The organism is Streptomyces sp. NBC_01463, assembly GCA_036227345.1.
Classification (GTDB): domain Bacteria; phylum Actinomycetota; class Actinomycetes; order Streptomycetales; family Streptomycetaceae; genus Streptomyces.
This window is the reverse complement of record CP109468.1, coordinates 2,336,358-2,350,209: the sequence shown is the minus strand read 5'-3', so window position 1 is coordinate 2,350,209 and position 13,852 is coordinate 2,336,358. Positions and strand designations below refer to the sequence as shown.

Here is a 13,852-nt window from a genome sequence, read left to right as displayed (position 1 = left end):
CCGCCCGCGGCGGGAGGTGTCCGGGCAGCACCTACCCTTGTGGCATGAGCAGCGGCAACCGGAGCGAAGCAGTGGACGTCAGAAAAAGCTATGAGGTGCGCACCTACGGGTGCCAGATGAACGTCCACGACTCCGAGCGGCTGTCGGGTCTGCTGGAGGACGCCGGTTACGTACGGGCGCCCGAGGGCTCCGACGGTGACGCCGATGTCGTCGTCTTCAACACCTGCGCGGTGCGGGAGAACGCCGACAACAAGCTCTACGGCAACCTCGGCCGGCTCGCCCCGATGAAGACGAAGCGCCCCGGGATGCAGATCGCGGTCGGCGGCTGTCTCGCCCAGAAGGACCGCGACACCATCGTCCGGCGGGCCCCCTGGGTGGACGTCGTCTTCGGTACGCACAACATCGGCAAGCTGCCCGTGCTGCTGGAGCGCGCCCGGATCCAGGAGGAGGCGCAGATCGAGATCGCCGAGTCCCTGGAGGCGTTCCCCTCGACGCTGCCGACCCGCCGCGAGTCCGCGTACGCCGCCTGGGTCTCGATCTCCGTCGGCTGCAACAACACCTGCACCTTCTGCATCGTCCCGGCCCTGCGCGGCAAGGAGAAGGACCGCCGGACCGGCGACATCCTGGCCGAGATCGAGGCCCTGGTCGCCGAGGGCGTCTCCGAGATCACCCTGCTCGGCCAGAACGTGAACGCGTACGGCTCCGACATCGGCGACCGCGAGGCCTTCTCCAAGCTGCTGCGCGCCTGCGGGCGGATCGAGGGCCTGGAGCGGGTCCGCTTCACCTCGCCGCACCCGCGCGACTTCACCGACGACGTGATCGCCGCCATGGCCGAGACGCCGAACGTGATGCCGCAGCTGCACATGCCGATGCAGTCCGGCTCGGACACGATCCTGAAGGCGATGCGGCGCTCGTACCGGCAGGAACGCTTCCTCGGCATCATCGACAAGGTCCGGGCGGCGATGCCCGACGCCGCGATCTCCACCGACATCATCGTCGGCTTCCCCGGCGAGACCGAGGAGGACTTCGAGCAGACCATGCACGCGGTCCGCGAGGCGCGCTTCGCCAACGCCTTCACCTTCCAGTACTCCAAGCGGCCCGGGACCCCGGCCGCCGACATGGACGGGCAGATCCCCAAGGAGGTCGTCCAGGAGCGGTACATGCGCCTGTCCGCCCTCCAGGAGGAGATCTCCTGGTCGGAGAACAAGAAGCAGGTCGGCCGCACGCTGGACGTCATGGTCGCGGAGGGCGAGGGCCGCAAGGACGGCGCCACCCACCGGCTGTCCGGCCGCGCCCCCGACAACCGCCTGGTGCACTTCACCAAGCCGGACGAGGACGTGCGGCCGGGCGACGTGGTGACCGTCCAGATCAGCTACGCCGCCCCGCACCACCTGCTCGCCGAGGGCGCGCCCCTCGGCGTGCGGCGGACCCGCTCGGGCGACGCCTGGGAGAAGCGCAACGCCGTCGCGGCCGCCAAGCCCGCCGGCGTCATGCTCGGCCTGCCCGGCATCGGTGCCCCGGCCCCGCTGCCCGCCGCCGCGGCGCCCGGCTGCGGCTGCGACTGACGGCCGGACCGCTCCCCGGACGGCGGCGGACGGCCAGTACGCTGCCCACCATGCTTGTCGCCGCCGCTGTCTGCCCCTGCCCGCCGCTGCTGGTCCCCGACGTCGCCGCCGGTGCCGCGCCCGAACTCGATGCCGCGCGGACCGCGTGCACCGACGCGCTGGGCGTGCTCGCGGCCTCCCGGCCCGATCTGCTGCTCGTGATCGGCCCGGCGGACCTCGCGGGCCGCGGGCCGCACCCCGAGGGCGCCGTCGGCGGATTCCAGGAGTTCGGTGTCGACCTCGACGTACGGCTCGGCCGGGACCTCGGCCGGGCGGCCGACCGTCCGATCGCGCCCTCGCTCGCGGTCGGTGCATGGCTGCTGGCGCGCACCGGATGGGCGGGCACGCCCGTCGAGGCGCTCGGTGTGGGGGAGCCGCTGGAGACCGCGCGCTGCACGGAGACGGGCCGTGCGCTGGCCGCCAGGGCGGACCGCGTCGCGCTGCTGGTGATGGGCGACGGCAGCGCCTGCCGGACCCTGAAGGCCCCCGGATACCTCGACGAGCGGGCCGCCGGCTTCGACGCGGCCGCCTCGCGCGCGCTGGGTGCCGCGGACACCGCCGCGCTCATCGCGCTGGACGCGGCACTGGCGTACGAACTGAAGGCCGCGGGCCGCGCACCCTGGCAGGTGCTCGCGGGGGCGGCGGAGGGGGCCGGGCTGGACGGCCGGCTGCTCTACGACGACGCGCCGTACGGCGTGGGGTACATGGTCGCCGCCTGGTCCTGACGGCCGGGGGAGGCGTTCGCGCACAGCACGACGGCCGTGGAGCAACAGCGCTCCACGGCCGTCGTGCTGTCCTGTCGCGTCGCCCGGGCTCAGGAAGCGGGCGGCGGCGGTGTGCTGCCCGGAGGGGGCGGCGGCGGGGTGCCCACGTCCTTCTGGGCGGCCAGCCGGTCCACGGCTCCCTTGGCCTTCTGCGTGCCGGACACGATCTTGTCGCTGTACTTGCCCTTGGTCTTCGCGTCCACCGTCCGCGCGGCCTTGTCGAGCCCCTGGTCGATCTTGTCCCCGTGCTGCTGCGCGAGGTCGCTCACCTTGTCCTTCGCAGGGCTCAGCTTCGCCTTCAAATTGTCCATGAAGCCCATCGGACACCTTCTCTGCTGGGGGCTGCGTGCGCGTGCTCTCTCAAGATCCAGGTACCCACCGCGCTGTCGCCTACTCTCCCGGCCGCGACATCGGCACCGAAGAACGACAAAAGGCAGAACCATGAGAAAACACTCATATGTGCGTGCTATTTTACTCGGCTTTACCTGATTTCCTTCGACGCCACCCGCCTCGCCCCCGACGCCTCATGACAGGCCACCCGCCGCACGGCCCGGGAGCCGGCCGTTCGGGAAGGGCCCCGAGGTTTGCGAGACTGTCGCAGTGAGAAGTCCAGCTCCCGCACCGCGGGTCATCGCCGTCGTCGGTCCCACCGCAGCCGGAAAGTCCGACCTGGGGGTGTTCCTCGCCCAGCAGCTCGGGGGTGAAGTGGTCAATGCCGACTCCATGCAGCTCTACCGGGGGATGGACATCGGCACCGCCAAACTGACGGTCGGCGAGCGCGGAGCCGTCCCCCACCACCTGCTGGACATCTGGGACGTCACGGAGACCGCCAGCGTCGCGGAGTACCAGCGCCTGGCGCGCGTCGAGATCGACCGGCTGCTCGCCCAGGGCCGCACCCCCGTCCTGGTGGGCGGCTCCGGTCTCTACGTGAAGGGCGCCATCGACGCCCTGGAGTTCCCCGGTACGGACCCCGGCGTCCGGGCCGCGCTGGAGGCGGAGCTCGCCGAGCACGGCTCCGGAGCCCTGCACGAGCGGCTCGCCGCGGCCGACCCGGAGGCGGGCCGGGCCATCCTGCCGAGCAACGGCCGGCGGATCGTCCGGGCCCTGGAGGTCATCGAGATCACCGGAAAGCCCTTCACCGCCAACCTGCCGGGTAACGATGCGGTCTACGACGCCGTGCAGATCGGCGTCGACGTGGCCCGCCCCGAGCTCGACGAACGCATCGCCCGGCGCGTCGACCGGATGTGGGAGGCCGGGCTCGTGGACGAGGTGCGCGGCCTGGAGCGGCAGGGCCTGCGGGAGGGCCGGACGGCCGCCCGGGCACTGGGCTACCAGCAGGTGCTCGCCGCCCTGGCCGGGGAGTGCACCGAGGACGCCGCGCGGACCGAGACCGTGCGCGCCACCAAACGCTTCGCGCGCCGCCAGGACTCCTGGTTCCGCCGCGACCCGCGCGTCCAGTGGCTGGACGGCGGCGCGGACCACCGCGGGGAACTCCCGGGCCTGGCGCTGGCGTTGGTCGAACGAGCGGTTACAGCCTGATCACGTGATGGCATCGGGACGCCCTGCCCGTCAATTCGGCGACCCGCGACGTGCCATCATCGAGCATCGATCGACCAGTGGAGTCCGAGTTGGGAGGGCGCGTGGCGATGGAGGCCGGCCCTCGCGACACGGAACAAGACGCACCGGACACGCAGCACGAGGCAGGACGCTTGAGCCCCGACGGGCCCGATGAGCTCGTCGTGACCCCCGAGGTCGAGGTCGAGCTGCGTCCCGCCCGGCGGATGCGCATCTGGCAGCTCGCCCCCATCGTCATGCTCGCCGCGATGGGATCGCTGATGTTCGCCTTCCCGCTCGCCTTCGAGGTGGGCGACGGCGGACCCGTCGTCGCGATGCTCGGACTGCTGATCAGCTGCTGCGCCGCGGGCTGGGGCATGATGGCCGCCCGCCGCGTCGGTCACACCTGGCCCGGTCTGCCGTCCCGGGGCTCCGGGGAGCGCGCCGACTGGCGTGTGATCGCGCTGTACGTGGCGGTGTGCGGCGCCCTGGTCGCCCTGGCCATCTGGCGCGTGGCGCGCCTGCGGGGCTGACGGACCGGCCGTACCTCCCGCACCGGGCAGGGGACGATTGCCGTGACCGGTTTTCCGGACTGCCGGCGCGGCCTCGTACAGTTGTGACGTGACCATCTCGCAGACCGCCTTCCTCAAGGGCCACGGGACCGAGAACGACTTCGTGATCGTTCCCGACCCGGACAACGCGCTCGACCTGCCCGCGTCCGTCGTCGCCAGGCTGTGCGACCGGCGTGCCGGGATCGGCGGTGACGGGCTGCTGCACGTCGTGCGGTCCGCCGCGCACCCCGAGGCGAAGGCCATGGCCGGCGAGGCCGAGTGGTTCATGGACTACCGCAACGCCGACGGCTCGATCGCCGAGATGTGCGGCAACGGAGTGCGCGTGTTCGCCCGCTACCTGCAGCGCGCCGGAGCGGTGGAGGAGGGCGACCTCGCGGTCGCCACCCGCGGCGGTGTGAAGAAGGTGCACCTCGCGAAGAACGGCGACATCACCGTCTCGATGGGCCGCGCCCTGCTGCCCGCCGACGGCGTCACCGTCACTGTCGGCGACCGCAGCTGGGACGCCCGCAACGTGAACATGGGCAACCCGCACGCGGTCGCGTTCGTCGACGACCTGGCGCAGGCCGGGGACCTCTTCGCCGAGCCCGCGTACGGCCCGGCCGCGGTCTACCCCGACGGGGTCAACATCGAATTCGTCGTGGACCGCGGTCCCCGGCACGTCGCCATGCGGGTCCACGAACGCGGCTCGGGCGAGACCCGCTCCTGCGGAACCGGCGCCTGCGCGGTCGCGGTCGCGGCGGCCCGCCGGGACGCGGCGGACCCGGCGGTGACCGGTGCCCCCGTCACGTACACCGTCGATCTGCCGGGCGGCACCCTGGTGATCACCGAGCACCCGGACGGCGAGATCGAGATGACCGGAGCGGCCGTCATCGTCGCCGAGGGCGTGATCGATCCGGCCTGGCTCGAAGCGCGGAACGGATAGCGCGGCACGGACGGCGCCGCACGGACCGGGAGCGAAGCGCCCGCGCGGACAGAGATCGAAACGCTGAACGGGCAGCGCTTCGCTCGAATGGGTGATCCGTTTCACGCTGGGCGAGAGCGGGACTCCGCCACGTGGTGGGGTCGGTAGCATCAAGCACCGGCCCGGAGGCGCGACCGCACCTTCCCACCGCCGGTCGACGTTGCCGGAGGTGCCCCATGAGCGCAGAGGCCACCAACCCAGGTGCTCCCATCCGCAGGCGGGGCCGTCCCCGGATCGATCTCCGCAGGCTCGGCCGGGTCGCCCTGCTCGGCCCGGTCTCCCGTGACCGGCTGCCCGACGCCATCGGCCACGTCGCCGAGGCGCACCGGGCCCACCATCCCGACGCCGACCTCGCCGTGCTGCGCCGGGCCTACGTCCTCGCGGAGAGCTCGCACCGCGGGCAGATGCGCAAGAGCGGCGAGCCCTACATCACCCACCCGCTCGCCGTCACCCTCATCCTCGCCGAGCTCGGTGCCGAGACCACCACCCTGACCGCGTCCCTCCTCCACGACACGGTCGAGGACACCGAGGTGACCCTCGACCAGGTACGGGAGGAGTTCGGCGAGGAGGTCTGCTACCTCGTCGACGGCGTGACCAAGCTGGAGAAGGTCGACTACGGGGCGGCGGCCGAGCCCGAGACCTTCCGCAAGATGCTCGTCGCCACCGGGGACGACGTCCGGGTGATGTCGATCAAGCTCGCCGACCGGCTGCACAACATGCGCACCCTCGGTGTGATGCGGCCCGAGAAACAGGCCAGGATCGCCAAGGTCACCCGTGACGTGCTGATCCCCCTGGCCGAACGGCTCGGCGTCCAGGCGCTCAAGACCGAGCTGGAGGACCTGGTCTTCGCCATCCTCCATCCCGAGGAGTACGCCCACACCCACGCGGTGATCTCCGCCGCCACCGCCGCCGGGGACCCCCTCACCGCCATCGCCGGCCAGGTCGGCTCGGTGCTCCGCGAAGCCGGCATTCCCGCCGAAGTGGCCGTCAGACCACGCCACTTCGTCTCCGTGCACCGCGTCCGGATCAAACGCGGCGAACTGCGCGGCAGCGACTTCGGCCGGCTGCTGGTGCTCGTGGGCGAGGACGCCGACTGCTATGCCGTCCTCGGTGAACTCCACACCTGCTTCACCCCGGTGATCTCCGAGTTCAAGGACTTCATCGCCTCCCCGAAGTTCAACCTGTACCAGTCGCTGCACACCGCGGTGGTGGGACCGGACGGCGAGGTCGCCGAAGTCCTCATCCGCACCCACCGTATGCACAACGTCGCCGAGGCCGGCGTCATCGCGCTCGGCAATCCCTACGCCGCCGACGGCACGGCCCAGAGCGCCGAACCAGCCGACGGCGAACGGGCCGACCCGACCCGCCCCGGCTGGCTCTCCCGGCTCCTCCAGTGGCAGCAGTCCGCCCCGGACCCCGACACCTTCTGGACCACCCTGCGCGCCGACCTCGCCCAGGACCGGGAGATCACCGTCTTCCGCACCGACGGCGGCACGCTCGGTCTCCCCGCCGGCGCGAGTTGCGTGGACGCCGCCTACGCGCAGTACGGGGACGCCGCCCACAGCTGTATCGGGGCCCGGGTGAACGGTCGGCTGGCCACGCTGAGCACCGTCCTCGGCGACGGCGACACCGTCCAGCCGCTCCTCGCCGAGGACGCCGCGTCCGGGCCCTCGCCCGACTGGCTCGACCACGCCCGCACGCCCGCCGCCCGGATCGCCATCACCGGCTGGCTCGACGCCCATCCGCAGGACCCCGAGACCGCCGGGGGAGGGCCGAGCGCCGGCCGCAGGCCCGGCCCGCAGCCCGACAGGTCCGCACAGCCCGGATCGGCCCGCACCGCGAGTGCGCTGGTCGAGCAGCCCGACGCCACCGTGCGGCTGGCCGGCTGCTGCACCCCCGTACCCCCCGACGACGTCACCGGGTTCACGGTGCGCGGCGGCGCCGTCACCGTGCACCGGCTGGAGTGTCCGGCCGTGGCCAGGATGGAGGCCGTCGGCCGGGATCCGGTCACGGTGAGCTGGGGCGATGTCGCCGCCTGCCGGGTGACCCTGGTCGCGGAGTCCTTCGGCCGGCCCCGGCTGCTCGCCGACCTCACCGAAGCGATCGCCGGCGCGGACGCGGCGGTCGTCTCCGCCACCGTCGAACCCCCCACCGAACAGCGCGTGCGGCACACCTACACCCTGGAACTCCCCGACGCCGCCGGACTGCCCGCACTGATGCGCGCCATGCGCGACGTACCGGGGGTGTACGACGTGAGCCGCGCCCAGCACCCGGCCGCCGCGGTCTGACCCGGCGCACGCACCACCCGCCGCGGATCTCGTTCGGGTGGCGCGGCGCGCGCCGTCCCGTCCCGGCCGGGCGGCGCTGGTAGCCGTAGTCCATGCCGTTCCTCTCCCGCCGTCTGCGGGCCGCCCTGCTGGCCACCGCATCGGCCACCCTCGTCGCCGCTACCCTGCCCGCACCGGGGCCCCTCGGTATCGGGGACCCGCTCTTCCCGCACCTCGGCAACCCCGGATACGACGTACTCGCCTACGACATCGGGCTCAGTTACGAAGGCCGCAACAGCGAACCCCTGGACGCCGTCACCACGATCGACGCGCGGACCACCGAGCCGCTGGAGCGGATCAACCTCGACTTCACCCGCGGCACCGTGCGCTCCGTCGACGTGAACGGACTGCGCGCCGGCTTCTCGGCCGAGGACGAGGACCTGATCATCGAACCGCCCGGCAGCCTCCCGGCCGGAGTGCCCCTGCGGATCACCGTCCACCACACCAGCGACCCGTCCGGGGAGCGGGACAGCGGCGGCTGGGTGCGGACCGCCGACGGGCTCGCCATGGCCAACCAGGCCGACGCCGGGCACCGCGTCTTCCCCGGCAACGACCACCCCGCCGACAAGGCCTACTTCACCTTCCGGATCACCGCACCCGAGGACCTGACGGTGGTGGCCAACGGGCTGCGCACCGGAAGGAGCAGCCACGGCGGCCGCACCACCTGGACCTACCGCACCGAACACCCCATGGCCACCGAACTGGCCCAGGTCAGCATCGGCCGCTCCGCCGTCGTGCGGCGGACCGGACCGCACGGGCTGCCCGTGCGCGACGTCGTGCCGGCGGCCGACCGGAAGAAGCTGGAGCCCTGGCTGAAGAAGACCCCCGGCCAGCTGGAATGGATGGAACGGCAGGTCGGCCGCTACCCCTTCGAGAACTACGGCGTGCTCGTCGCCGACACCGAGACCGGCTTCGAGCTGGAGACCCAGACCCTCTCCCTCTTCGAGCGCCGCCTGTTCACCGACGGCGGCTTCCCCGAGTGGTACGTCGACGCGGTCATGGTCCACGAGCTCGCCCACCAGTGGTTCGGTGACAGCGTCTCCCCGCGGACCTGGTCCGACCTCTGGCTCAACGAGGGACACGCCAGCTGGTACGAGGCGCGCTACGCCGAGGAGCACGCCGACAAGCCGCTGGAGCGCCGGATGCGCGAGGCGTACGCCGACTCGGACGGGTGGCGCGCCGAGGGCGGACCGCCCGCCCGCCCCGCCGCGCCCGCGCCCGGCGAGAAGATCAGCCTCTTCCGGCCGGTGGTCTACGACGGCAGCGCACTGGTCCTGTACGCGCTCCGCCAGGAGATCGGCCACGACGCCTTCGGCCGGCTGGAGCGGCTCTGGGTGAGGAAGCACCGCGACTCCAACGCCGCCACCGCCGACTTCACCGCCCTGGCGTCCCGGGTGGCCGGACGCGACCTGACCGCGTTCTTCGACGGCTGGCTGTACGCGAAGAGGACACCGCCGATGCCGGGCCACCCGGACTGGCGCAGCACGACACCGGCGGCACAGCGGTAAACCCGCGTGACGGGCCGTGGCCGCCGTGCCACTATCGACGAGTCGCCGCGTCGGCCGGACCGGAGAATTCCCCCCGTGGGAATCATCCCGGGAGGTCACGCGTTGTGACTGATGTAACCGACTTCTACCGACGTAAGGATCCAATGACCTCCTCTTCTTCCCTTCCCCAGGACGCGCAGGACGCGCAGAGTGCCACGGAGAACGTCACCGAGAGCCTCACCGAAAGCCTTCGGGCGGACGCCCTGATGGAAGAGGACGTCGCCTGGAGCCACGAGATCGACGGAGCGCGGGACGGCGATCAGCTGGACCGCTCCGAGCGCGCCGCCCTGCGGCGCGTGGCGGGACTCTCCACCGAGCTCGAGGACGTCACCGAGGTCGAGTACCGGCAGCTGCGCCTTGAGCGCGTGGTGCTCGTCGGTGTCTGGACCTCGGGCACGGTGCAGGACGCGGAGCACTCGCTCGCCGAGCTGGCGGCGCTCGCGGAGACGGCCGGAGCCCAGGTGCTCGACGCCGTCTTCCAGCGCCGCGACAAGCCCGACCCGGCCACGTACATCGGCTCCGGCAAGGCGCTCGAACTGCGTGACATCGTTCTCGAATCAGGGGCGGACACCGTCGTGTGCGACGGTGAGCTCAGCCCCGGCCAGCTGATCCACCTGGAAGACGTCGTCAAGGTGAAGGTGGTCGACCGGACCGCCCTGATCCTCGACATCTTCGCCCAGCACGCCAAGTCCCGTGAGGGCAAGGCGCAGGTCTCGCTGGCACAGATGCAGTACATGCTGCCGCGGCTGCGCGGCTGGGGTCAGTCGCTGTCCCGTCAGATGGGCGGCGGCGGTTCCAGCGGCGGTGGCGGCATGGCCACCCGCGGTCCCGGTGAGACCAAGATCGAGACGGACCGGCGCCGGATCCGCGAGAAGATGGCGAAGATGCGCCGGGAGATCGCGGAGATGAAGACCGGCCGCGACATCAAGCGCCAGGAGCGCAAGCGCAACAAGGTGCCTTCGGTCGCCATCGCGGGCTACACCAACGCGGGCAAGTCCTCGCTGCTCAACCGGCTGACCGGCGCAGGTGTGCTGGTGGAGAACGCCCTGTTCGCCACCCTCGACCCGACCGTGCGCCGGGCCGAGACGCCGAGCGGACGGATCTACACGCTCGCCGACACGGTCGGGTTCGTCCGGCACCTGCCGCACCACCTGGTCGAGGCGTTCCGCTCCACGATGGAGGAGGTCGGCGAGTCCGATCTCATCCTGCACGTGGTGGACGGCTCGCACCCGGTGCCGGAGGAGCAGCTCGCCGCGGTGCGCGAGGTCATCCGCGAGGTGGGTGCGCTGGACGTGCCCGAGATCGTGGTGGTCAACAAGGCGGACGCGGCCGACCCGCTGGTCCTCCAGCGGCTCCTGCGCAACGAGAAGCACGCGATCGCCGTGTCGGCCCGGACCGGCGCCGGTATCGACGAGCTCCTCGCGCTCATCGACAGCGAGCTGCCGAGGCCGTCGGTCGGGATCGAGGCGCTCCTGCCGTACACCGAGGGCGGACTCGTCTCGCGGGTGCACGCCGAGGGCGAGGTGATCTCCGAGGAGCACACCTCGGAGGGCACGCTGCTCAAGGCACGGGTGCACGAGGAGCTCGCCTCGGACCTCGCGGCGTTCGTCCCCGCGGTGCACTGACCGCAGCACACAGCCGGAAGGCCCGCTCCCTCGCGAGGGAGCGGGCCTTCCGGCTGTCGTCCGGGGCTACTTGGCGCCGAACTTGTCGCTCATCATCGTGAAGATCTGCTGGGCGCCCTCGCCCAGGTGGGGTCCGGCGAGCCAGCCGGCCGTCACCGGGCCGATGGAGGTGTTGGAGACCAGCGCCAGCTTGCCGTCGCCGACGTTCCTGAACCAGCCGCCACCGGACGAACCGCCGGTCATCGTGCAGCCGATGCGGTACATCGTGGGGGTGGCGGGGCTGATCGACAGCCGGCCGGGACGGTCGACGCACTTGTGCATGATCAGACCGTCGTACGGCGGAGCGGCCGGGTAGCCCCACGCGCCCATCGCGCTGATCTGCGCGACCTCGGGGGCGTCGAAGTCGACCGGCAGGGCGTTGCCCACGGTCTCCTCCAGGGACTTGGTGCCGTGCTCCGGCTTCACGTGCAGGATCGCGTAGTCGTACGGGGCGCCCTCGCCGCCGGTGGGGCCGCCGTCGGCGAGCCACTCGCCGGAGGTGGAGGCCCAGTCGGCCCAGTAGGCGCCGTACGGGGTGATCTCCTGCTGCTGCGCGTTCTTCAGCGCCGCAGCGGACTTGCCCTTGTCGTTGTAGGCGGGCACGAAGACGATGTTGCGGTACCAGCCTCCCTTCGCACCGGCGTGGACGCAGTGGCCGGCCGTCCACACCAGGTTGGACCTGCCCGGGTTCTTCGGGTCCTTCACGACGGTGCCCGAGCAGACCATGGAGCCCTCGGGGGAGTCGAAGAAGACCTTCCCGACCGGGGCCGCGTAGTTGTGGTACGGCGTCTTCTCGCGCTCGGCCGTGACCGGCCTCGGCTCCGGGTCGCTGACGCCCTGGTCGCCGGAGAGGTCCCCGGTGGACATGGTCTTGGCCGGGTCCTTCGCGGACTTCATCCGGTCGGGCTTCCAGAGCCCCTCGATGACCGGGTTGACGAAGTCCTTGGCCTCACGCAGCCACTTGTCCTTGTCCCAGTTCTTCCATTCACCGCCCTTCCACTTCTCCGGGTCGACCCCGTGCTTCTTCAGGGTGTCGGCCAGACCGGAGGGCATGCCGCCGCTGGAGTCGGAGCCGGTGGATTCGGTGGTGGCGGGCTTGTCGGCCGCCTGGTCCTCGCTCGGACCGCAGGCCGTGGCCGTCAGCGCGAGTGCGGCGACGAGACCGGTCGCGGCGAGCAGCGGACGTATGGATCGCATGGAAAAGATTCCCCCTGAATCTTCAGAACAGATCGTTGTACCTGGAACGTCGAACCTGGATCGGCGAAGCCGAATGTGCTCAAAATGGCATGAGCGTGTCATGCCGTACGCCGGGGTGACCGGCTGTCGGCTTCGGTGCGGGACCACCCTATGACGGGCCGGGCGGTGACCGTTGCCACCGGCCGGCGGACGGACGGCGGGGCGGGCCCGCGACGGGCGCGGCCCGCCCGGATCAACGTCCGTGCGGATCGGGGGCCTTCGGCGACGAACGCCCGGCCGAAGGCCCCTGAGGGAACGTCATCCGCATCCGGGCGGACGACGATCCGCCGTCACTGGCCCGCGTACTTCTTGCTGACCGAGTCGTAGACGCCCTTGGCCTCCTTGCCGAGCCGGGGCCCGGCCAGCCAGCCCGCCGGCACCGGGCCGATGGAGGTGTTGGAGACGAGGGCGGGCTTGCCGTCCTGGCCCGCCGCGACCCAGCCGCCGCCGGAGGAACCGCCGGTCATGGTGCAGCCGATGCGGTACATCGTCGGGTCGTCGCTGGTGAGCGAGAGCCGGCCCGGCTTGTCCTTGCACTGGAAGAGCTTCTGGCCGTCGTACGGCGGAGCGGCAGGGAAGCCGGTCGCCGTCATGTCCGCGATCTTGGGAACCGCCGGGGCGTTGAACTCGACCGGCAGCGCCGAACCGACCGTCTCCTCCAGGGACTTGCCGGTCGAACCCTTCTCCGGCGTCACGTGCAGCACGGCGAAGTCGTACGGAGCGCCCAGCCCGCCGACCGAGGCACCCTGGTCGATCCACTGCTCGGAGGTCTGCGCCCACGAGCCCCACCACACGCCGTACGGGGCGACCTTCTCCTTGGGCGGGTTGTTCCGGAGCTCGTCGGTCGACAGACCGCTGTCGTTGTACGAGGGCACGAAGGCGATGTTGCGGTACCAGCCGCCCTTCTTGCCCGCGTGCACGCAGTGGCCCGCGGTCCACACCATGTTGGACTTGCCGGGGTGCGCCGGGTCCTTCACCACGGTCGCCGAGCAGACCATCGAGCCCTCGGGCCCGTCGAAGAACAGCTTCCCGGACTCCGGGGCGCTGTCGTGGTACGGCGTCTGCGCGCCGACGGCCCTGACCGGGACGGGGGTCCGGTCCGTCACGCCCTTGTCGCCGGAGATGTCGTTGTCGACCGGCTGCTCGGGCGCCTTGTCGGCGTCCCGCATCCGGTCCGGGTCCCAGAGGCCCTCGATGATCGGGTTGATGTAGTCCTTGGCCTCACGCAGCCACTTGTCCCTGTCCCAGTTCTTCCACTCGCCGTCCTTCCACTGGTCGAGGTCGATCCCGTGCTCCTTGAGCCGGCCCTTCAGATCATCCGGAATGGTGATCTTGTTGTCCGACGTCTGGCCCGCGGAACTGCTGCTCGGCTCGGTGCTCGCGTCGTCCTCGCCCGGCCCGCAGGCGGTCGCGGTGACGGCGAGAACGGCGGTGAACGCCGCCGTGGCGAGCACGGTCGCGGGGGTGCGGCGGGCGCTTCCCCTGCGGCGTGCGGTGGAACCCGGTCGAATGAGTCGCATCTGGTGATCCCCCTGGGACTTCGTAACTCAACGCTTCCGTACTGCACTTCTGGACTTCGGCACGGCACACGGACCGGCACCGCGGACGGCGGTCCGGTGCCTC

The 13,852-nt window shown here is 71.6% G+C and carries 11 protein-coding genes; 8 read left to right on the top strand and 3 right to left on the bottom strand.

Annotated elements, in window-relative coordinates:
* Positions 1-44 precede the first annotated feature (44 nt).
* Positions 45-1,565 carry a tRNA (N6-isopentenyl adenosine(37)-C2)-methylthiotransferase MiaB gene (gene miaB, locus OG521_10195; protein WUW21140.1) on the top strand — a complete coding sequence of 507 codons (1,521 nt, stop codon included), beginning with the start codon at positions 45-47 and terminating at the stop codon, positions 1,563-1,565.
* A 50-nt stretch (positions 1,566-1,615) separates the two neighbouring features.
* Complete coding sequence (locus OG521_10190; GenBank protein WUW21139.1) at positions 1,616-2,329, top strand: class III extradiol dioxygenase subunit B-like domain-containing protein; 714 nt, start codon at positions 1,616-1,618, stop codon at positions 2,327-2,329.
* Positions 2,330-2,418: 89 nt separating this feature from the next.
* Here OG521_10190 and OG521_10185 read toward each other — a convergent pair whose 3' ends face one another.
* The gene (locus tag OG521_10185; GenBank protein ID WUW21138.1) at positions 2,419-2,688 is read right to left on the bottom strand and encodes an antitoxin; all 270 of its coding nucleotides are present in this window, start codon (positions 2,686-2,688) and stop codon (positions 2,419-2,421) included.
* A 280-nt stretch (positions 2,689-2,968) separates the two neighbouring features.
* Here OG521_10185 and miaA point away from each other — a divergent pair, with 280 nt between their 5' ends.
* The 6 genes from miaA (at position 2,969) to hflX (ending at position 10,954) form a co-directional block, all read left to right on the top strand.
* The gene (miaA, locus tag OG521_10180; GenBank protein WUW21137.1) at positions 2,969-3,907 is read left to right on the top strand and encodes a tRNA (adenosine(37)-N6)-dimethylallyltransferase MiaA; all 939 of its coding nucleotides are present in this window, start codon (positions 2,969-2,971) and stop codon (positions 3,905-3,907) included.
* Between the two features lie 107 nt (positions 3,908-4,014).
* Positions 4,015-4,455, top strand: coding sequence for a hypothetical protein (locus OG521_10175; protein WUW26633.1), 441 nt, complete (start codon positions 4,015-4,017; stop codon positions 4,453-4,455).
* An 88-nt stretch (positions 4,456-4,543) separates the two neighbouring features.
* Positions 4,544-5,416 (top strand): diaminopimelate epimerase, encoded by an 873-nt coding sequence (gene dapF / locus OG521_10170; protein ID WUW21136.1) that lies wholly within the window; start codon positions 4,544-4,546, stop codon positions 5,414-5,416.
* Between the two features lie 215 nt (positions 5,417-5,631).
* Complete coding sequence (locus OG521_10165; GenBank protein ID WUW21135.1) at positions 5,632-7,743, top strand: HD domain-containing protein; 2,112 nt, start codon at positions 5,632-5,634, stop codon at positions 7,741-7,743.
* Positions 7,744-7,835: 92 nt separating this feature from the next.
* Positions 7,836-9,290, top strand: coding sequence for a M1 family metallopeptidase (locus OG521_10160; protein WUW21134.1), 1,455 nt, complete (start codon positions 7,836-7,838; stop codon positions 9,288-9,290).
* Positions 9,291-9,433: 143 nt separating this feature from the next.
* A complete protein-coding gene (gene hflX, locus OG521_10155) occupies positions 9,434-10,954 on the top strand; it encodes a GTPase HflX (protein ID WUW21133.1) in 1,521 nt (506 codons plus the stop codon).
* Between the two features lie 66 nt (positions 10,955-11,020).
* Here hflX and OG521_10150 read toward each other — a convergent pair whose 3' ends face one another.
* A complete protein-coding gene (locus OG521_10150) occupies positions 11,021-12,190 on the bottom strand; it encodes a hypothetical protein (protein WUW21132.1) in 1,170 nt (389 codons plus the stop codon).
* 329 nt (positions 12,191-12,519) lie between these two features.
* Positions 12,520-13,749, bottom strand: coding sequence for a hypothetical protein (locus OG521_10145; protein WUW21131.1), 1,230 nt, complete (start codon positions 13,747-13,749; stop codon positions 12,520-12,522).
* Between the last annotated feature and the right edge of the window lie 103 nt (positions 13,750-13,852).